18 protein-coding genes are annotated in these 19,659 nt (G+C 55.4%); all 18 read right to left on the bottom strand.

From position 1 onward, the window contains the following. Positions 1-2 precede the first annotated feature (2 nt). The 18 genes from rnhB to rraA all read right to left on the bottom strand — a co-directional run bounded on the left by rnhB (position 3) and on the right by rraA (position 19,651). Complete coding sequence (gene rnhB / locus PL263_RS01290; RefSeq protein ID WP_278211323.1) at positions 3-593, bottom strand: ribonuclease HII; 591 nt, start codon at positions 591-593, stop codon at positions 3-5. Continuing rightward, positions 568-1,338, bottom strand: coding sequence for an acyl-ACP--UDP-N-acetylglucosamine O-acyltransferase (gene lpxA / locus PL263_RS01285; RefSeq protein WP_140911331.1), 771 nt, complete (start codon positions 1,336-1,338; stop codon positions 568-570). The genes rnhB and lpxA overlap by 26 nt, the downstream gene beginning before the upstream one ends. Beyond that, positions 1,339-1,782 (bottom strand): 3-hydroxyacyl-ACP dehydratase FabZ, encoded by a 444-nt coding sequence (gene fabZ / locus PL263_RS01280; RefSeq protein WP_140911332.1) that lies wholly within the window; start codon positions 1,780-1,782, stop codon positions 1,339-1,341. A 105-nt stretch (positions 1,783-1,887) separates the two neighbouring features. Then, the gene (locus PL263_RS01275; protein WP_140911333.1) at positions 1,888-2,388 is read right to left on the bottom strand and encodes an OmpH family outer membrane protein; all 501 of its coding nucleotides are present in this window, start codon (positions 2,386-2,388) and stop codon (positions 1,888-1,890) included. Between the two features lie 79 nt (positions 2,389-2,467). Next, on the bottom strand, positions 2,468-4,840 hold the full coding sequence (gene bamA / locus PL263_RS01270; RefSeq protein WP_278211322.1) for an outer membrane protein assembly factor BamA: 2,373 nt from the start codon (positions 4,838-4,840) through the stop codon (positions 2,468-2,470). A gap of 164 nt (positions 4,841-5,004) precedes the next feature. Then, positions 5,005-6,306 (bottom strand): NAD(P)/FAD-dependent oxidoreductase, encoded by a 1,302-nt coding sequence (locus PL263_RS01265; RefSeq protein WP_278211321.1) that lies wholly within the window; start codon positions 6,304-6,306, stop codon positions 5,005-5,007. After that, a complete protein-coding gene (locus PL263_RS01260; RefSeq protein WP_140911336.1) occupies positions 6,306-6,593 on the bottom strand; it encodes a hypothetical protein in 288 nt (95 codons plus the stop codon). The genes PL263_RS01265 and PL263_RS01260 overlap by 1 nt, the downstream gene beginning before the upstream one ends. Before the next feature lie 4 nt (positions 6,594-6,597). Next, positions 6,598-7,341 carry a 23S rRNA (guanosine(2251)-2'-O)-methyltransferase RlmB gene (gene rlmB / locus PL263_RS01255; RefSeq protein ID WP_278211320.1) on the bottom strand — a complete coding sequence of 248 codons (744 nt, stop codon included), beginning with the start codon at positions 7,339-7,341 and terminating at the stop codon, positions 6,598-6,600. Then, positions 7,338-9,656, bottom strand: coding sequence for a ribonuclease R (gene rnr / locus PL263_RS01250; RefSeq protein WP_278211319.1), 2,319 nt, complete (start codon positions 9,654-9,656; stop codon positions 7,338-7,340). Before rnr ends, rlmB begins: the two co-directional genes overlap by 4 nt. 63 nt (positions 9,657-9,719) lie before the next feature. Next, positions 9,720-11,315: a hypothetical protein gene (locus PL263_RS01245; RefSeq protein WP_278211318.1), complete on the bottom strand. Its 1,596-nt coding sequence runs from the start codon at positions 11,313-11,315 to the stop codon at positions 9,720-9,722. Between the two features lie 91 nt (positions 11,316-11,406). Next, positions 11,407-11,733 (bottom strand): hypothetical protein, encoded by a 327-nt coding sequence (locus PL263_RS01240; RefSeq protein WP_140911340.1) that lies wholly within the window; start codon positions 11,731-11,733, stop codon positions 11,407-11,409. A gap of 60 nt (positions 11,734-11,793) precedes the next feature. Beyond that, positions 11,794-12,240: a hypothetical protein gene (locus PL263_RS01235; RefSeq protein ID WP_278211317.1), complete on the bottom strand. Its 447-nt coding sequence runs from the start codon at positions 12,238-12,240 to the stop codon at positions 11,794-11,796. A gap of 192 nt (positions 12,241-12,432) precedes the next feature. Further along, entirely contained in the window at positions 12,433-15,450 is a 3,018-nt protein-coding gene (locus tag PL263_RS01230) for a DUF748 domain-containing protein (protein WP_278211316.1), read from the bottom strand. Continuing rightward, entirely contained in the window at positions 15,422-17,197 is a 1,776-nt protein-coding gene (locus tag PL263_RS01225) for a hypothetical protein (protein ID WP_278211315.1), read from the bottom strand. The genes PL263_RS01230 and PL263_RS01225 overlap by 29 nt, the downstream gene beginning before the upstream one ends. A 207-nt stretch (positions 17,198-17,404) precedes the next feature. Next, positions 17,405-17,803 carry an RNA-binding S4 domain-containing protein gene (locus PL263_RS01220; RefSeq protein WP_186289495.1) on the bottom strand — a complete coding sequence of 133 codons (399 nt, stop codon included), beginning with the start codon at positions 17,801-17,803 and terminating at the stop codon, positions 17,405-17,407. Further along, the gene (locus tag PL263_RS01215) at positions 17,796-18,155 is read right to left on the bottom strand and encodes a rhodanese-like domain-containing protein (protein ID WP_278211314.1); all 360 of its coding nucleotides are present in this window, start codon (positions 18,153-18,155) and stop codon (positions 17,796-17,798) included. The genes PL263_RS01220 and PL263_RS01215 overlap by 8 nt, the downstream gene beginning before the upstream one ends. A gap of 16 nt (positions 18,156-18,171) precedes the next feature. Continuing rightward, entirely contained in the window at positions 18,172-19,128 is a 957-nt protein-coding gene (gene ispH, locus PL263_RS01210; protein WP_140911345.1) for a 4-hydroxy-3-methylbut-2-enyl diphosphate reductase, read from the bottom strand. A 37-nt stretch (positions 19,129-19,165) separates the two neighbouring features. After that, positions 19,166-19,651, bottom strand: a complete 486-nt coding sequence (rraA, locus tag PL263_RS01205; RefSeq protein WP_278211313.1) for a ribonuclease E activity regulator RraA — start codon at positions 19,649-19,651, stop codon at positions 19,166-19,168. Positions 19,652-19,659 lie beyond the last annotated feature (8 nt).

The following is a 19,659-nucleotide window of genomic DNA, read 5'->3' as shown; positions in this document are numbered from 1 at the left end:
GCTTAGAGGAATTTTTTCACGGGCGCGTAGGAACGGCGGTGCTGCGGCGTAACGCCCAGTTGTGCCAACGCTGTCAGGTGGACTTGAGTGGGATAGCCTTTGTGGCCGGCAAAATGGTAGCCGGGATACAGCCGATCCAACACCGCCATTTCGCTGTCGCGGGCCACTTTAGCCAGGATCGAGGCCGCGGAGATTTCGGCGATCAGCGCGTCGCCGCCGACGACCGCTTCGCCGGGACACGTTATGCCGGGCAGGCAATTGCCATCGACCTTGATATAATCGGGCTTGATGGGTAATTGCGTATAGGCGCGCCGCATCGCGACAAAGGTGGCTTGCAGGATATTGATGGCGTCGATTTCGCTGGCTTCGGCCCGACCGACCGCCCAGGCCAAGGCTTTGGCCTTGATTTCCTCGGCCAGCGCAGTGCGACGTTTTTCGCTGAGTTTTTTCGAGTCGGCCAGCCCGGCGATGGGCCGGGCCGGATCCAGAATCACCGCTGCCGCGACCACCGGGCCGACGATGCAGCCGCGTCCGACTTCGTCGATGCCGGCGATCAGTAGCGGGGAATTAGCGGAGGATGCCGCGCGTGACATTACGCAAGAAACTGACCATATTGGAGAGTTCGTTGCTTTCGCCGGCCATGCCTTCCATTTCTTCGATCGCGTCTTCCAGGCGCAGATTGTTTTTGTACAGGATTTTGTAGGCCTGACGAATCTGGCGGATCACTTCCGGCGACTTGCCGTTGCGCTCCATACCGACCGAGTTGATGCCGTGCGGACGGGTCGGCCGCCCCCCCACCATCACGTAAGGCGGAATATCCTGGGTGATCGCGCTGCCCATTGCCGAAAAGCTGTACTCACCGATCTGGGTAAACTGATGGACCAAGGTAAAACCGCCGAGAATGGCATGGTCGCCCAAATGCACGTGGCCGGCAATCGACGCGCCATTGGCCATGATGACGTGGTCGCCGATCACGCAATCGTGGGCGACATGGGTGTAGGCCATGAACAAATTATCGCTGCCGATCAAGGTCAAGCCCTGATCCTGCTGCGTGCCCCGGTGCATGGTGCAGAATTCGCGGATCACGTTGCGGTCGCCGATTTCCAAGCGTGTGATTTCGTCGGCGTATTTTTTGTCTTGCGGGTCTTCGCCGATCGACGAAAACTGGTAAATTTTGTTATCGCGGCCAATCGCGGTCGGCCCCTTGATCACCACGTGCGGCCCGATCTCGGTACCGGCATCGATTTGCACGTCCGGCCCGATTACCGTGAATGGGCCGACGCTAACGTCTTCCGCCAAATCGGCGTGTGGATGGACAATCGCTCTGGGATCGATCATTTAAGCCACCGATACGGCGCACATGATTTGCGCGCTGGCTGCCAGTTCGCCGTCGACTTCGGCCCGGCAATCGAACGACCACAAATGGCGCTTGTGTTTCAGGTAAGTCACATGCAGGCACAGCTGGTCGCCCGGCACCACTTGCCGCTTGAAGCGGGCGTTGTCGATTCCGGCCAGATAATAGACGGCGCCCTCGCCCAGCTTGTCGTCGCTTTGCGAAGTCAACAAAGCCGTGGCTTGCGCGAGTGCTTCCATAATCAATACACCGGGCATGATCGGCTGGCTTGGGAAATGCCCCTGAAAGAAAGGCTCGTTGAAAGTGACGTTTTTCAAAGCCTTCAAGCTGATGCCGGGCTCGCAATCAACCACTTTATCCACCAACAAAAACGGGTAACGATGCGGGAGTAGTTTCTGAATCTGCAGAATATCGAGTGTTCCGGCCATAGCGCTTAGATGAAGACGGGGGGACTGGAAGGCGCGACAAACTCAAGCCTTCCGTAAACTGAGCGGCGGCTTTCCGATATTTGGATCAGGAAAGCCGCGAAGAATTTACTGCGACAGGGTTTCCAGCTTTTGTTGGACGCGACTGGTGACATCAATTTGGTCGTTGGCGTAAATCACGCCGTCGGTCAACAGCAAATCGAAAGATTCTTCTTTCGCCAAGGCTCTGACAGCTTCTACGATGCGTTTTTGCAAAGTACCCAACTCTTCATTGCGGCGCATCTGGAAATCTTCACTGAATTCCTGTTGCGCTCTAGTGAATTCGCGTTTTTTATCCAATACGTCTTTTTCCAGTCTGCGGCGCTCGTCGTCACTCATCACGGCACTATCGCGACCCAATTTCTCTTCCAGCGTTTTGATTTCTTTTTGTTGGGCAGCCAACGCTTTGTCCCGGGGTGAAAATTCGGTTTCCAGGCGGGTTTTTGCTTTTGCCGCTTGCGGCGCTTTCTCCAATACTTTGGCCACGTTAACAAAGCCGATTTTCAGCTCCGCGTGGCTTATGCCGGCAAAAATCATCAGCATTAAAAACAAAGAAATTCTATTTTTCATGGTTAAAACCATCTCCGGTCAATTATGAGTTAAGACAAAACGCAGCGGCGATTATAGGGCAAAACCGGCCTGAACTGAACTAAAATCCGGAACCGAAGGTAAACTGGAAAGCCTGGGTCCGGTCGGTATCTTCGGTATTCATCGGCTGGGCGACACTAACGGCCAAGGCCCCGAACGGCGACAACCATTCGCCGCTCAAACCGACCGAATAACGGAAGTATTTTTTCAGGTCCCCGGTATTGAGTCCCGGCGCCAACGTTCCGGCGTCGATAAACGAACCGATCCGGACCGACTTGACGTCGCTCAAAAACGGCACCGGGAAAAACAACTCGGCCTTGCCGATCATTTTGGTAGAACCACCGACCGGGCGCCGGAAAGTATTGGTCGGATTCAAGTCGTTGGTATCGATGATACCGAGCGTATTCTGCATGAAACCACGTACGTCGTTGGTACCGCCGGCGAAATAGTTTTCGAAGAACGGCAGACCGGAATCGCCGCCATAACTGTCGCCGTGAGCGACTTCGCCCAGCAAGCGGAAGGTAAAGTCGTTGGACAACGGAAAATAATGCTGATGCTTGTAACCGATCTTGAAATATTCCAAATCACTGCCCGGCACCGTGATCAAACCGGATACCCGCTGCTGACCGCCGCTGTGAGCGAAGGTGGCCCGGTCCAGCGTATCGTGGGTCCAGCCCATGGAGGTGGATAGCGTGTTGAAACTTTTGGATTTGGTTACCAGCGGATCGCCCTTGGCAAAACCCAAAAACTTCAAAATCGTATCCGACGACAAGGTCGTGTTTTCGATTTCGGTGCGCTTCAATTCGACGTCGAAACCGATCCGGTCGAATTCGTTCAACGGAATCCCGAAATTGACGCCGGCATTGGTAATGTTGGTGTTGTAGCTGGCCAGGTTGGCGGCGTAGGCGTTGCGCGAGGTATAGCCCAGGTTATAACCGAGCGCCACGCCATCCAAGGTGTAGTAAGGGTCGGTAAAGCCCAGGTTGTAGCGGGTCAGGATACTGCTGTTATTGAAGGCGAAATCGACGCGTTTGCCGGTACCGAAAATATTGTCCTGCGACACGTTGGCATTGAAGATGATGCCTTGCACCTGTGAATAACCGATACCGGCCTGCAAGTTACCGGAAGCTTTTTCCTTGATCGAATAATTCACGTCGATTTGGTCGGCCGCGCCAACCACCGGCGGAGTTTCGACGCCGACTTCTTCGAAATAACCCAAGCGGTCGAGACGGGTTTTGGTACGCTCGATCTTGCTGCTGGCAGCCCAGCTGGACTCCATCTGCCGAGCTTCGCGGCGGATAACTTCGTCGCGGGTCTTGGTGTTGCCCTTGATATTGATGCGCCGCACGTAAACCCGCTTGCCCGGGTCGACGAAGAACGTCATCGCTACGGTTTTGTTTTGTTCGTTGATTTCCGGCACCATGTTGACGTTGGCAAAAGTGTAACCTTCGTCGCCCAACCTGTCGGAAATGGCTTTCGATGTTTCGGTTGCGTTCTTGCGCGAGAAAATCTCGCCGGGACCGACCTTGACCAGTTTGATTAGGTCTTCCGGCTGCACGATCAAATCGCCCGACAATTTGACCTTGTCCAACATGTAAACGTCGCCTTCCTTGACGTTGATCGTTATGTAAATTTCCTTTTTATCGGCGGTGATGTCGACCTGGGTCGATTCGATCGAAAAATTGATATAGCCGCGGTCCAGGTAATACGAGCGCAGCTTTTCCAGGTCGGCGGACAGCTTCTGTTTCGAATATTGGTCGTCTTTCGAGTAAAACGACAGGAAGTTGGTAGTGCTTAATTCGAATTCCTTGCGCAATACATCGTTGGAAAACGACTTGCTACCGACGATATTGATCTGTTTGATCTTGGCAACCCGGCCTTCGGAAATATCGATGTGAATGCCGACCCGGTTACGGGTGAGTTCGGTAACTTCGGTCTTGATTTTGAGACCGTATTTACCGTGACTGAAATACTGGCGGCGCAGCTCTTGTTCGACCTTATCCAAAACCTGCTTGTTGTAGACCTTGCCCTCGGCCAAACCGATTTTCTTCAAAGCTTCGGTCAGATCTTCCTTCTTGATGTCTTTATTGCCCTCGATCACCACTTTGGCGACGGAGGGCCGCTCCACGACATTGACGACCAAAGTAGCGCCGTCGCGCTCCAGCGCAATATCCTTGAAAAATCCGGTATTGAACAATGCCCGAATCGCCTGGGCTTGCTTGTCTTCGGTAAAGGTTTCGCCGACGTTGACCGGTAAATAGTTATAGACGGTACCAGCCGAAATCCGTTGCAACCCCTTGACCTTGATGTCCTCGACTACAAAACTGCTTGCCTGGACAGCTTTGCCGGTCAGCATGCTCAACAACAGGATTTGCAAAAGCGGGCTTTTCTTCACGCAGTCAACCAGAATGGATAAATGCGGCGATTGTAACATGCTGTTTTGCCATTCCCGCGCCTTCCAAGGTAAATACTGGTTAATTTTGGCCAAAAAATTGCTTTCTTATTTCTTTTCAAAAGCAAAGCAAAACAATAGAAACAAATCCCCAAAAAACAATGCCCAACCTTTTGAAATTTATAATTTTTAATGAGAAAACCAAATCAACCGAAACTATCCGCCACCAAATTGCGGTAGACAATTTGCGCATATTCGGCTTCGGCCCGCTCGACTTCGGCATCTTTTCGGACGCTGACACCGCCCGCCCCGCTGACCGGACTGACCGTATTGCCGGTATCGGGCTTGTAAACTCCGGCCACCGAAATCCCGTGCTCCGGCGTGACCAAGCTATAACAGGTATTCAGCCAATGCGCCTCGGCTAACGGCTGTTCCCGCAACAGCGACACAACCGCGAAAGCACAGGCTTTCGCTTCGGAATTGGCGGCAAAGGCCGACTTCGGAATCGGCGCATAGTTGGCCGCATCGCCAATCACATGCACAAAGTCGTCGAATCTCGATTGTGCGCTGGCCGGCCGGACCGGACACCAGCCGCCGGCATCGGCCAAGCCGCTTTGCCGCGCAATCGAGCCGGCCGTTTGCGGCGGAATGATGTTCAGCACGTCGCCGGTAAAACGGTCGCCGAACTCGCTGACCAGAGTCTTGGCATCGGCGTGCAATTCCAGCACCGGGTTGTCGGCCAGACTATGCCATTCGATCAGACTGTTCGGCGTCCCGTAGCCGTAATGCTTGGCCCAGCCGGCTTCGAACAAGGCCTGCTTGGAGAAGCTACGCTTGGCGTCGAGAATCAGAATCTTGGCCCGCGGTTTGTGTTGCTTCAGCCAGAATGCCATCATGCTCGCCCGCTCGTAAGGCCCCGGCGGACAGCGGTACGGGTCCGCCGGCACTGCGATCAACACCACGCCACCGTCTGGCATGGCCTGCACTTGCCGCAACAGGACCAAGGTCTGCGGTCCGGCCTTCCAGGCGTGCGGGAAGCGTTCGGCGGCGACCGCGTCGTAACCGGCGATTGCATTCCAACGAAAATCGATCCCAGGCGCCAGGACCAGGCGGTCGTAAGCCTGAGCGCCACCGCTTTGCAACTGCACCCGTTTCCGGGACAAATCCAATGCCGCAGCGGTATCGGCCACTACTTCCACGCCATAGCGGCTGCGCAGCGCCTGATAATCCACTCGCAGTCGTTCCATGCCACCCAGTCCGGCAAACAGCCAATTACTGGCCGGACAGGTGGTATAACGGGATTGCGCTTCGACCAGCGTAACGCGAATCCCACCGTCCAATATTTTCAGATATTTGGCGACGGTAGCACCGGCGAAACCGCCGCCGACCACCACCACTCGCGGCTCGACCGCACCTAACGACGGCCACCGGCTGCAGCCGGCCAGCAAACTAGCGCTCAACCCGACACAGCCGCTCAGAAACCGACGCCGCGACAATACGGATCGCATCAGTGCCGGCCCAGATAGGCCGCCACAGCGACAAGCTCAGCATCGCTATAGGCCTTGACCAGCCGCGGCATCAAGGTTGCGGTCCGCCTGTCGTACTTAAACGCCAGCAAGGCCTGTTCCAGTTCGGCGGCGCTGAGACGGCCAAGCTCGGGCAAACGGCTCGCTGCCTGGCCGCTAGCGTGGCAATTCAGACAGTTCACGACGATGGCCTGGGCGGACAAATCGGCTTGTGCAGCCGGGACTGGAAAAAGCGCCAGAGCGCAAACGATGCCGCGCAGCCGCCGCATGCCGCTAGACCAGATGTTTTTGCCGAAAGATTTCGTACATCAACACCCCGGCTGCGACCGAAACATTCAGGCTTTCCACTTGGCCCAACATCGGAATCTTGACCAAAAAGTCACAGTGCTGCCGAGTCAGATGACGCATACCGCTGCCCTCAGCGCCCATCACCAAAGCCAGTGCCATATCCAGTTTCATGTCGTAGACGGTCTGCTCGGCTTCGCCGGCCGCGCCCATGATCCAGATATTTTGTTCCTTCAACCAGCGCAAAGTCCGCGCCAGATTGGTGACTTGGTACACCGGCACGGTTTCGGCTGCGCCGCTGGCGACCTTGCACACGGTCGGGGTAATGCCGGCCGCATTGTCCTTGGTAACGATCACACCGTGGGCGCCGACCGCGTCGGCCGTGCGCAGGCAGGCGCCGAGATTATGCGGATCCTGGACTTGATCCAAAATCAGGTAAAACGCCGGCTCGGTTAACGCCTCGACATCGCTCTTCAAACGGTCCTCGCTACGCATGGCCGGCAATTCGACGGCGACGACGATACCCTGGTGGTTCTTGCCGTCGGCCAGTTTATCCAACTTCTTGCGCTCGGTTTTTTCCAGACCGATGCCCAGTGCGGCCAGTTCGTCGAGCAGCGGTTTGAGGCGGGCGTCCTGCCGCTGGCTATCGACCCAGGCGCGGCGGATTTTTTGCGGCGAATATTCCAATGCGGCTTGCGCCGCGTGGATGCCGAACAGATGAGTCAAATTCATGAGCGGCGGCGCTTCCTGGATTTAGATTTGGCACTGGTCTTTGCCGGCTCGGCTTTGGACTTCTTGGCCTTTTTCTTGCCATTGTCCTTGGCGGGCGCGGCCTTGGCCTTGGCTTTTCTGCCGGTCTGCACCAATTCGAAATCGATTTTCTTGTCGTCCAGACTGACCCGCACCACCCGAATCCGTACGCTGTCGCCCAAGCGGTAGCGAATACCGCTGCGTTCGCCGTACAACTGGTGCTTGCTGGCATCGAAATTGAAATAATCGTCCTGCAACGAGGCGATATGCACCAAGCCTTCGACATAGATGGCCTGCAATTCGACAAAAAAGCCGAAGCCGGTCACGGCGGAAATTACGCCGGCGAATTCCTCGCCGATTTTGTCCATCATGTATTCGCACTTCAACCAGCTGACCACGTCGCGAGTGGCCTCGTCGGCCCGACGTTCGTTGGCCGAACAATGTTCGCCCAACAGTACCATATCGTCATGGCTGTAATGGAAGGTGTCCGGCTTATGGCCGGCCAGACAATGCCGGATCGCCCGATGCACCAACAGATCGGGATAACGCCGGATCGGCGAGGTGAAGTGGGCGTAAGCGTCCAGCGCCAAACCGAAATGGCCTTTGGTCTCCGGACTGTAGACCGCCTGCGACATCGAGCGCAGCAACAAGGTCTGGATCAAGTGGGCGTCCGGGCGCTGCTGTACCGATTCCAGCAAATGCATATAGTCCAACGGCGTCGGTTCGGCCTTGCCGCCCAGATGCAATCCCAATTCGTTCAGAAAGGTCTTCAACGCCAGCAGTTTTTCCGCGCCGGGACCGTCGTGGACCCGCAGCAGGCGCGGCATTTTCTTGCGATTCAGGAAGCGCGCCGCCGCGGTGTTGGCGGTGATCATGAATTCTTCGATCAATTTATGCGCATCGTTGCGCACCAGCGGTACGATTTCGGCGATCTTGCGCTCGGGCCCGAATACGATTTTGGTTTCCTGGGTATCGAAATCCATCGCTCCGCGCAATTCGCGCTGCTGGCGCATGACTTTGTACAGATCGTATAACGTCTGTAGATGCGGCATCAGGTCTTGATGCTTTTTAATCAGTTTTTGATCGCCGTCCACCAACATCTTGGCCACAGCACTGTAAGTCAAGCGAGCGTGGGAGCGCATCACCGCTTCGAAGAAGCGCGAGCGCAACACCAGGCCTTCGCTGCTGATCAACAACTCGCAGACCATGCACAAGCGGTCCACGGCCGGGTTCAACGAACACAAGCCGTTGGACAAGATTTCCGGCAGCATTGGAATCACTTTTTCCGGAAAATACACCGAAGTGCTGCGGTTCTTCGCTTCATCGTCCAACGCGGTGCCGACTTTGACGTAATGCGACACGTCGGCGATCGCCACCAGCAATTTCCAGCCTTTCGGCGTTTTTTGGGCGTAGACCGCATCGTCGAAATCGCGGGCATCCTCGCCGTCTATCGTCACCAACGGCAACTGGCGGATGTCTTCCCGGCCCTGTTTGGCCTGTTCCGGCACGTCCGGCGTCAACGGCTTGATTTCCTTGAGCAGCGCATCCGGCCATTGGTTCGGCAAATCGTAGGAACGAATCGCCATTTCGATTTCCATGCCCGGCGCCATGTGCAGGCCCAGCACTTCGCTGATGCGACCAATCGGCTGGCAGTGGGCGCTGGGTTGCTGCAGGATTTCGGCGACGACGATCTGGCCGTTCTTGGCGCCGCCGGTATCCTCCTTGGCGATCAACACTTCGTGGTTGACCTTCTTATTGTCCGGCACCACGTAGGCAACGCGGCCCTCGGTGAAAAAGCGGCCGACGATCTGATGGGTGTTACGTTCGGTAATCTCGATCACGGTAGCCTCGCGCCGGCCGCGACGGTCGATGCCGCTGACGCGGGCGATTACCCGGTCATTCGGCATCAGCGGTTTCATTTCCCGCGGCGACAGGAACAAGTCTTCGCTGCCGTCGTCCGGCTTCAGGAAACCGAAACCTTCCGGATGACCAAGGACTCGTCCGGCGATGGTGTTGTGGCCGGAACCGATGCAATACTTTTGCCGGCTGTTAAAGCTCAATTGACCGTCACGTTCCATGGCTCTGAGCCGGCGCCGCAGCGCTTCCTGAGCATCGGCCGATTCCAGCCCGAATTGCTGGGCGATTTGTTGGCGTCTTAACGGTTTGCCGGCTTGCTGGATCAGCTCCAGGATCAGCTCGCGGCTGGGGATGGGGTTCTCGTATTTTTCCGCTTCGCGTTCGGCGTGCGGATCGACGAAAGTCGAAAAATCAGCGGGTTGATCGCTATTGGTGGTCATTGAGTCCGTCGCTTGGCAGCCACGCCCCCCGCAATACGATGTATCGGGCGCTTGTGGCATGGGTTATATAAAGTCATAGCCTTTCTTCTTGGGTTGTTGCGGTATGGTGGATTCGTCCAGAATCCGCCGGCACTCGAATTGCCAATACCCCAGGCCGATATTGCGCCTGCCGTTGAGGATGATCGGAAAGTTCTCGTTCCCCATATACATCCTGAGCAGGTCGCCGTCTTTCAATCGAAAAGAATCCATAATGATATAACTCTTCTCGCCTTCGTGGTCTTTCGCGCCGTAAATCAAGGCCTTTTTGCGCTCGTCGCCGGGTGCTGCATCCAGTGCCTGATAGGTCACCGCGTAGGTCTGGGCGGCGATCACCATCAACTCGAAAATCAGCTTGCTGTCCTGTTTGGGCACCAGTATTTTGCACACCACGCCCAACGCTCGTTGCTGAGGCAAGGCGTCGATCTTTCTGAAGCTGACCAAACTGCCGATCGACAACACGCCTTCCTGGTCGAAATTGCAGGACAACGCGCGCTCCGAGTCGGTCTCGGCGCGTTTTTCCAAACCGGAACCGGTGCCGGCGCGCGAGGTATCGAGCAAGTCGAACGTGGCCTCCAGGCCGATCGCCACGTAGCGGTCGAGCCGGTCGCTGAAATAAACCGAGCCCTGCGGCTCCTTGCCCTGCCAGCGCTGCAGTAAATAATCGAACAACTCGGCCGGCAGACGTTGCTGCTGGCTTTTTTCCATTTCCAGCGAGCTGAAGCGGGCTTCGTCCTTGCTGGAAAATTTGTCGGGATGCTTGAAAACCTTGGCCAGCTTGCTCAGATTCAGATACAGCATCGCCGAATCCGAACGCCTATCGCTTTGCCCGCTGCTGGCCAGAAAGGCCGGCGGCAAATCCTCGTCCATCAGAATCGAGCATTGCACGGCTTGGCCGGCGACCGGCTTGGTTTCGATCTCCAGCAAATCGGCGATTTTTTCGATGAACTCGTAAACCAGCTGGAATTCTTTCTGCATCAAACCCGACGGATAGGCCAGACTGAGCAATAAAATTTGTTTGTAACTGTCCTCGATCGACGACTGCTTACTGAAAATGCCGCCCTGATCGGCCGCTTTGACATCGGCTTTATCCAACTTCACGGCCAGCTTGTACAAGGAATGCAGGTCGATCCAGATCCAATCCGGAATCGGATAACTCATCATGTAATGGGTAATGATGATTCGGCTCAAACCCTTGATCGTGCGCTGAATCGACAACACGGTCGGCTTGGCCTGCATCCAGCCAATCTCGCGCCGCGTCAGCTCGCGCGCCACGCTCCAGTAACCGATCGTAAACTGGCGTTCGATGCTACAGGTCAAGGCGAAAATTTTCTTTTCGCTATCGCCCTTGGGAAAACCCGACCGGGTCAGGCGGGAACGCAGGTAGTCGTCGATCAGAAAAAAACTGTCCCTCAGCATTTCCAGCGCGTGCAGCCGTTTGGCGGCCGGCATGTCTACCGATATCAACTCGCCCAGCAATTCGTAGAACAAGCGCGCAGCCAGACCTGGATTCGCCGTGGGAAGCTCGGTAATCCATTGTTTGAGCGCGTCGTCGCTGAACGAAGCCAGCAGCTGGGGATCGTTTCTTTGCTCGGGAATGACTAAAAAGAACGAGTTTTTCACAAACAGCTCAAATAATGTACGCGCTTAGCGCGCTTTCGTAACGCCGCGGCCAACGCTGCCGGGTGACGCGAACAACTATAGCCCCCATTTTCTAGAAAAGCGCCTCGTCATCGACCATCGGACTTTGCAATGCGTTGATATCGTTTCTGAGCTGTTTTCTGGCCAGCAATTTGGATTGCACCCGCTCGGGCAACTCGGTAAAGATCAATACCTGCTTGGCCACCAGCAAATCGACCAAATCGTCTATCACCCGCACCATCTCGCTATCGGTGTCGGACAACGCCTGACGGGCATCCTGCTCGTAGCGCGCTTTGGCGTAGGCCAACCACTCGGGGTGGTCTGCCGCCAACCATTCTCCGTTACCGTTGTCGCTTACCGTGACAATGGCGCCATCGGCGCCGCGTTGTACGAAAGGCATGCGCTTAGCTCCCTGTGGCTGCCTAACGACGAACACCGAACCCCAAGATGCGCGCTTGCATCAACGCGGCGAAATGGTCAGGGCACCCAAGGTTACGCCGATGTCTATCCCGCGTCCTTTACCCGACAATGCCAAGGATATTTCGCCGCGGGTCAACACTTGGCCGTCCACCGATTTGGTCGCGCCGGCATGGCCTTCCAAGGCGACGAAATTACCGTAAATCTCGTTTAAATTCTTCACATCGGAAAACACCCCGGTACCTTCGATCTCGGACTTGCCGATGGTAAAGCCGATGCTTTTCGACGCCAAGGCTACCTGGGCGCGCTGACCGTTGCTGCAACTGATATTGCCGATACCGTCGTATTGCTTGTAAACCAAAGACCAGCCGCTCATTTTGTAGGTCATCGTGCACGAAGTAAACGCTTCGGCGAGCGCCGGGGCCGACGAAAACGCACTGGCCGCAGTCAAGGCCAGCGTCAACATCGAACGAACAAGCTTATTTTTCATAGCTACTCCAATGGGTTAGTAACACTAAACGAATTTCGCCGCGACCCGGCTCAGCGTAAGCAGTGGGCCTATCTTACACCGCAACGCAGCAAAGTTGGGTGCCGGCAGTATCGCGAACCGCACGCACCGCCGATTAGCCCAATCTTATTTATCACGGGTTTACGGGCTGAGCGAGTCGCAGTCTGGCAGACCCTAAGGCCCTGCACTCAATGTTAACACCGACTTAATGCCGTCGGCTGCGTCTGCCTGGTTCAGCTCGGTCGCCAGGATGTAGACTCGGTCCCGACTGATTCCGCCCGGCTGGTCGGCGACATATTGGGCGATATGGTTAGCCCTGGCTACCGCCAAATCGTTGAGTTTTAGCGGATCGGGTTGAAAAATGCTTTCCAGCCGCTCGCGCGCCGAAGCGTAAAAATCCGCGTCGGGTTTGCTTTTAATACGGGGCGTACCGAGCAGACTGCGTTCGAAATCTTCCGGAAACACTTCCGCGAAAAACTTGGCCAACAAGCGCTTGTAATCGTCATCGGCAAGCTGAATATATTCATGACGAATCTTCTGGCCTTGATCGCGCAGTTCGCCGGATTTCATTTTTTTCAGTACATCCTGTAAGGCCTCGAACCGCATCGCCGGCCAATCCTGATTCTGATAGGCAATGCCTTTGATTTCCAAGGTCAATTCCGGTTTGCTCAACAAGGCCTTGCTTAATTCGCCCAGCTTGACCGTCTCATCCTTAGCCAATTCGGCACTACCCGGATTAAATTGCACCACACTGAAGTCCTTGTCGTCCCCCAATAGCGACGCAATGGCCTTGAACGGAGACATTGCCACCTTGGCGACCAAGTTGACCAACACATCGCGCACGAGGGCGCCGACGCTAAATTGCGGATCTTCCAGGCTGCCGGAAATCGGAAAATCCAGATTGATTTTGCCGTCGGCGTCTTTCAACAAGGCAATTGCCAAATGCAAAGGCACGGACGCTGCATTCGGATTTTCGACTTTATCACCCAAAGTCAATTGATCGATTAACAGTTTGTTTTGCACTTCGAGCTGGCCGCTCTTTATTTTGTAGTGCAAATCCAGAGCCATCTGACCCTTCTCTATCCGGTAACCGGCAAATTCCGCCATATAAGGGGTGATCAACGGTAACGGCATATGGGTAAAATTCAAGGCAATATCGGAGTCGCCGCTCTGGAATTGGTACTTGCCCTTGATGCCCACCGAGGCCATATCGTAAACCTTGCCTTTCAAAGCCATCGTCGCGACGGCATCCTTGGCAGAAGAAAAACCGCTCACTTCGCCGTTCAAACTGTTCATTTCGGCTACAAACGGCAATATCAACGAATAGTCGGCGAAATTCGAATTGCCGTTACGCATCTCGATCTTGCCTATGCTCAGACGGGGCTCATCCGCCTGGGCCGTCGCGGCTTCGGACTTGCCGCGAGCTTGAACCGGCTTTGTCGTCGGTACCGGTTCGGCTGCTTGTTCGACCAGGATATCGTCGATATTGGTACTACCGTCCTTTTTGATATTGAACCGCACATAAGGACGTTCCAATACCACGTTCGCCAGCTTGTAGTCTTGCGCGGCCAAATCGATATCGATGCCGTTCAGCGCCAGATTCGACCACTTCACGAAATCCTTGTTTTTCAGTTGGTCGCGAGTCAAAAGATTGTCGATGTCGGCATCGCCAGTGAATTTGAGTTGAAACGGCTCGGCGGCAGCCAGATGCAGTTTGCCGGCCGCATTGAGGTCGCCGTCCACCACTTCCAGCTTTATGAACGGTTCCAAGTAGGGTTGGAAGGGTTTTAACTGCAGGTCCTTGAGATGCAAATCCCAATCGGCGACGAAGGGTTCCAGCGTCATATCGCCTTTCAGCGCCAAGCTACCGGCTTGATTCAAACGGGTATCGAACTGCAACGGTAGTTTGCCGGCCAGATCGGAACTGAAATTCTGTAATGTGCAATTCAACTCGGTCAGTTTGAATTCGAACGGTTTGGCTTGGCTAAAATCCGTAAAATGGATTTGGTAGTCGTGCAACGCCAACTGGCCCAACCGAATCGACCAGGGTTTGCCGGCATCGGCAATCGGAGCGGAGCTACCGCTTGTTTGAGTGGCGCCGGCTGCCGAGCCGCCAGCGTCGTCGGCGAACAAGGCCTGATAATTGACCATTCCGTCAGCTTGCAGCCAAGCCTTTATCGCCGCATTGTTGCTGACAACCGAGGTAATAGTGACGGCTTGACTGCCTAAATCGACGCCGATGCCGCTGACGGCTAATTCAGGCAAATCGATCAAAGGCTTCCCGGTGGCTTTTTCCACGACCGCCAACTCTCGTAAGGCCAGTGTGCCGTTGTTCAGCACCGTGCCGGCACCGGTATCGCCAACCATTACTTGATATTCGATTTGCAGACCAGCCTGACCAGCCTCGATCCGCACCGGCAACTCCTGCAAAAACAACTGCCAAATTTTGTCCAACCGAATACCGTCGAGCGCTACTCGTCCCTTCGAGGCTAACGGCTGCAGACTTAAATCGCCGCTCCACTCGATGCTACCGCCTGACTCGAGGCCCAAAGTCAACTTGCCGTTACCGGTTTGATCAGCCAGAGTACTGATTTCCTGCAGGGCCAAATTAACCGGCAATAAAGTTTCCGCCAGAGTTTGACCGGAAGAGGCATCCAACCAGGCGACTTTGCCTTCGGCGATTGCCAAACGATGAATCGCCAGTTTGAACGGGCTGGCCGCGGCATCCGGCTCCGGCGTGTCTTCAGCTTCGGTTTGCTGCGGCTGCAGATCGGCAAAATTAAAGCTGCCGTCGGCCCGGCGGCTAATATTGAATTGCGGTTTGGTCAACTCGATGCTGTCGACCACGGCACCGCCCATTCCGACCGAACGCCAAAACGCCAGATCGATGCGCAGGCTTTCGAAACCGGCCAGCAGTTGTCCATCCCCGGCCGGCAACGAGAAATCCCGCAGCTCGATCACCAAGCTGAACGGGTTCAGACTGATCTGTTTCAACTGCGGCGTTTGCCCGGTTTGTTGCTTGATGATTTCCGGCAGCTTGCTCAAGGCAATTTTCGGCAGCAGGTAAAACCCGGCCAACGCATAGCTTGCTACGCCGGCGGAGACTGCCGCGGCGGCAATCAAGGCTTTTCTCCGGTTGATCGCGATCGGCATCGGCTTCAGATCAATGCAATCGGTTGATGAATTCGGCATCTATCCGGCAACCGCCCAAATCGGGATAGTCCGCCAAATTTTGTTCGAAATCGCGAAACGACGGGTGTTGAAACGCCAAACGGCTGATTTTGCCCTGCACCAATTCGAATTCCAGCGCACCGCCTTTCTCGCGCGGACTGCCCGGCTTGGTCGCGAACAACATGATGCCGATATTCACCAGCGGCTGGCCTTGTTCCTGCGCCGGCCGCGCGCAACTGAAACTCTCGACGTTGAGCGTGCCAAACACGCTGGCCAACTGCGCCGCATTGATCACCACACCGTCATCGGCAATATTCGGCAGTTGCAACAAGGCTTCCAAGCCGAAGTTGCTCAAATGATTCTGCAGCAATACCGAACCGTTGCCGGACTTTTCGGTATTCAACAACGGATACAGCTGCCGGGCCGCTTCATCCTGATTCGGATTTTGCAATGCCGACAAAAATTGGCGCGCCGCCGATTGAATCGGACTGATCACACCCTCTTTCTTCTGCCGGGAACTGGTCAGATTATCCCAGTCCTGTAGCGTGTTGACCGGTAAGCGCATGTTTTTCATGGCCGTATAGTCCTCGGCCGCCAGACAGGCGGAAAAATCCTTGGTCCGGTACTGCTCCAGCAGTTTGGGCCGAATTTCGTCGGTCATGGCCTTCTGCGCGGAGATATTGAAGTTTTTCCAATCGGTGGATTTGGCCAGGAAGTAGTACAACACGGCATCGCGGTCGAATTTATTGAAGCCCAAATCCTTCATCACCAATTTCAGCCGCCGGCATTGGCTTTCTACGTCGTCATAGTTACGCCAATCCGGTTGCAAATTGGGCTTGGCGGCCGGATCGACCTGGTTGATCAATTGTTGCAGGCTGATCTCGCCGTTAGCGGTTTGTACCGGCGCCCGCCACAACTCCTCCAGCGATAAATCATGCGCGTCCGGAATGGCGTCGCCGCCGGTTTTTAATAACAGCGAGGTGGCGACTTCCGGGTAAATCCTCAATTCGCCAAGCAGTCGGGTTTCCGAACTCCAGGCTTTCCAGCCGCCTTCAACCACTTCATAGACCGCCAACCGGCTCTGGTTGAAATTACCGCTATCGCCGGCCAACACCACGCTGGCAGGCAAGGAGTGGGTTTCGGAACTGTACTTACCGCTAGCGGCCGGTGTCTTCGCCACCACCTGCGGGCTGGTCTCGACCCAGTTACCAGCCAACTTTCCCATCACCGCCATGCCGGCACCTACCCCGGTCAACGCGAACAAACCGCTGGCGGCGTTGACGTCGCTGACCAATTGCGACAGGTTGGCTTCGTGGCTGTTGCTGGTTAAAAAGTTGTAATCAACCAGCGTATCTTTGCCGGTATCCAGCCTCAACCACGGCGTCAGGTTGGCTTTTTTGGTCTCCAACTTGAAGTTGCATTTGCCGGTGGTCGCTTGATAAAGAAAACCGCTCACCTCGCGTTTCAGCTTCAAGGTCTCGTTATGGACGCTGAATACCAAAGCCGCCGACAAATCGCCGTTCTCGTAATGGCCGCCCATTTCGTTACAACCGCCTTTCAGCGCGCTGTCGCCTTTGAACTCGAAATCCGACACCAATTGCACGTAATAATCGTCGCCGCCGACCGTCGCATGACCGCGTAAGGGTTTGATCGGTAAGGTTTCGGTTTTGGGATAATCCACCGCGATCTGCCGGGTCGTGGCGCAACCGGCGATCAGGCTACCGGCAATTAGCGTGACGGGTAGGGAAAATAATCGGCTGATCGGCATTAATGGTCCTAAACAAATTTGGCAAGGTTCGACGGCCGCTGTTGCCGCCGCTGTTTTTAAGCTAGCGGGGGCGGCTTAGGCTTTGCTTAACGGAATCGAACTGCGAGTGTATTACAAAATCGCCAAGCTCAATTCACTACATTCAGCGCGGAATAATAAATTGAAGCTTGCGAAGTGGCTACCGTTTTATCCGCTCGCCGTAAGACTTTACAACGAGTCCTGCTTGAAACGGTGGATTTGCCGGCGTTGTTTCTTGTTAGGTTTGTGTTCGCGTTCGGATGGGTGTTGTAACGCTTGTTGCTGCTTGCGCAATTCGATTTGCTGATGGCGTCTTTCCGAGCTGGTCTCGTCTTCGTGGTAAAGCCGAGCGGCTTCCTGAGCCGGACGCCGCTGCTGATTTAGATCGGTTACCCGCACTTCCCAGGTGTACTGATCTTTGGTCACCGTGACCAGATCGCCGATTTTGATGTCCTTACCCGGCTTGCAACGTTGACCGTTGACATGGACCTTACCGCCGTTGACGGCATCGGCCGCCAGACCGCGGGTTTTGAAAAAGCGCGCGGCCCACAGCCATTTGTCGATCCGGATCTGGCTTAACTCATTCAACCTTGAGTCCACTCTCCGCCCAAGCCTTGAAGCCGCCGGCCATGCTAACCGCGCCAGAATATCCCAACTGGTTCAGGACCCGGGTTGCCAACGCGGAGCGACCGCCGCTCTGGCAGTAGACCACGATACCGGCATCCTGCTTACCCTGAAACGCCGGGTGCCCGCCGATTTGAAACTCCAAGACGCCGCGCGGAATGTTGACCGCTCCCGGCAAATGGCCGGCAGCAAATTCGGCCGGCTCCCGCACATCGAGCAGCAACGCACCGGACAACCGGGCGTTGGCGGCGGCGACGTCGATTTCGGTGATCTGCTGCTTGGCGGCAGCAACCAGTTCCTGAGCTGTGATCGACATAAACGACTCCTAAAAATCAGGCTTCCATGGCTTTTTTCAATTCTTTCGGAATCGAAAACACCACTTTTTCTTCGATACCTTTGTTCTCACGCACGGCAGTGTCTTCACCGCCCCACTCCTTCAATTGGTTGATCACTTCCTGCACCAGCACTTCCGGGGCCGAGGCGCCGGCGGTCACACCGACCACTTCGATACCGTCCAGCCATTCTTGTTTCAAATCCTTATAGGTGTCGATCAGGTAGGCCGGTTTGCCCAGTTGTTCGGCAATCTCCCGCAAACGATTGGAATTGGAACTGTTAGGCGAACCGACCACCAGAATCAGATCGGAGATTTTCGCCAAGTCGTGTACGGCATCTTGGCGGTTTTGGGTGGCGTAGCAAATGTCGTCTTTCTTTTGTTCCTTGATCGACGGAAAGTGTTCGCGCAACGCGTCGACCATGACTTTAGTATCCGTCATCGACAGCGTGGTTTGCGTCACGTAAGCCAGATTGTCCGGATTGTTGACCTTCAGGTTTTTGACGTCTTCCGGCGTTTCGACCAGATAAATATCGCCGTGCTCGGTGCATTTATCATACTGGCCCATGGTACCCTCAACTTCGGGATGACCGGCGTGGCCGATCAAAATCACTTCCCGGTCCTGTTTGGCATGTTTGGCCACCTGCATATGCACCTTGGTCACCAGCGGACAAGTCGCATCGAACACCGTCAACTGGCGCTCCTCCGCTTCTTGCTGCACCGCCTTGGACACGCCATGAGCACTGAATATCAGATAAGAGCCGACCGGCACGTCACTGAGTTCTTCGATAAAAACGGCACCCTTTTCCTTTAAGCCATCGACTACGGTGCGGTTGTGCACCACTTCGTGTCGTACGTAAATCGGCGCACCAAACGTATCGATCGCTTGATCGACGATTTCAATGGCCCGATCGACGCCAGCACAGAATCCACGGGGGTTAGCGAGTACTATTTGCATATTCTTGAGTGTTTTACTGGGTTAAGACGGAAGAATTCTAATCCAATTTCGCATCCGAGACGATAATTCCGTCGCCATCGGCATATAAATAATGGTCTTTTTTGAAATTGACGCCGGCAAACGTGATCATCACGTCGCGGTCACCGTGGCCGTGCTTGTTGCTGCGTAACGGATTCGTGTTCAACGCCATCACGCCGATCGGCAGCTGCCGGATCAGTTCGGAGCCGCGGATACTGCCGTAGACCACGATCCCCTGCCAACCGTTCTCCAGCGCCAAGCCGGCCAGGGTATCGCCGATCAGCGCGCAACGCTTGGAACCGCCACCGTCGACCACCAATACGCGGCCGTCGACTTTCTCCGCCAACACGGCGCGGACCAGCGAATTGTCCTCGAACACTTTTAGCGTCGTGATTTGACCGCAGAACCGGCGGTTACCGCCGAAATGGCGCAGCACCGGTTCTGCCACCTGAAAACTGTCGGTTTGGGCAAAACGGTCACATAAATCCGCCGTATCGAAGCTCATACTCGCCT

It is taken from the genome of Methylomonas sp. EFPC3, from assembly GCF_029643245.1.
GTDB classification, from domain to species: domain Bacteria; phylum Pseudomonadota; class Gammaproteobacteria; order Methylococcales; family Methylomonadaceae; genus Methylomonas; species Methylomonas koyamae_B.
The sequence above is the reverse complement of the archived record's forward strand: the minus strand, read 5'-3'. Positions and strand labels throughout refer to the sequence as shown.

Excerpts from the sequence above, each read along its gene's own strand:
- PL263_RS01275 (WP_140911333.1), bottom strand. The coding sequence starts at position 2,388 with ATGAAAAATAGAATTTCTTTGTTTTTAATGCTGATGATTTTTGCCGGC.
- rnr (WP_278211319.1), bottom strand. The coding sequence starts at position 9,656 with ATGACCACCAATAGCGATCAACCCGCTGATTTTTCGACTTTCGTCGAT.
- lpxA (WP_140911331.1), bottom strand. The coding sequence starts at position 1,338 with ATGATCGATCCCAGAGCGATTGTCCATCCACACGCCGATTTGGCGGAA.
- PL263_RS01215 (WP_278211314.1), bottom strand. The coding sequence starts at position 18,155 with ATGTCGATCACAGCTCAGGAACTGGTTGCTGCCGCCAAGCAGCAGATC.
- bamA (WP_278211322.1), bottom strand. The coding sequence starts at position 4,840 with ATGTTACAATCGCCGCATTTATCCATTCTGGTTGACTGCGTGAAGAAA.
- rraA (WP_278211313.1), bottom strand. The coding sequence starts at position 19,651 with ATGAGCTTCGATACGGCGGATTTATGTGACCGTTTTGCCCAAACCGAC.
- ispH (WP_140911345.1), bottom strand. The coding sequence starts at position 19,128 with ATGCAAATAGTACTCGCTAACCCCCGTGGATTCTGTGCTGGCGTCGAT.
- rlmB (WP_278211320.1), bottom strand. The coding sequence starts at position 7,341 with ATGAATTTGACTCATCTGTTCGGCATCCACGCGGCGCAAGCCGCATTG.
- PL263_RS01260 (WP_140911336.1), bottom strand. The coding sequence starts at position 6,593 with ATGCGGCGGCTGCGCGGCATCGTTTGCGCTCTGGCGCTTTTTCCAGTC.
- PL263_RS01240 (WP_140911340.1), bottom strand. The coding sequence starts at position 11,733 with ATGCCTTTCGTACAACGCGGCGCCGATGGCGCCATTGTCACGGTAAGC.
- PL263_RS01225 (WP_278211315.1), bottom strand. The coding sequence starts at position 17,197 with ATGCCGATCAGCCGATTATTTTCCCTACCCGTCACGCTAATTGCCGGT.
- PL263_RS01235 (WP_278211317.1), bottom strand. The coding sequence starts at position 12,240 with ATGAAAAATAAGCTTGTTCGTTCGATGTTGACGCTGGCCTTGACTGCG.
- fabZ (WP_140911332.1), bottom strand. The coding sequence starts at position 1,782 with ATGGCCGGAACACTCGATATTCTGCAGATTCAGAAACTACTCCCGCAT.
- PL263_RS01230 (WP_278211316.1), bottom strand. The coding sequence starts at position 15,450 with ATGCCGAATTCATCAACCGATTGCATTGATCTGAAGCCGATGCCGATC.
- rnhB (WP_278211323.1), bottom strand. The coding sequence starts at position 593 with ATGTCACGCGCGGCATCCTCCGCTAATTCCCCGCTACTGATCGCCGGC.
- PL263_RS01265 (WP_278211321.1), bottom strand. The coding sequence starts at position 6,306 with ATGCGATCCGTATTGTCGCGGCGTCGGTTTCTGAGCGGCTGTGTCGGG.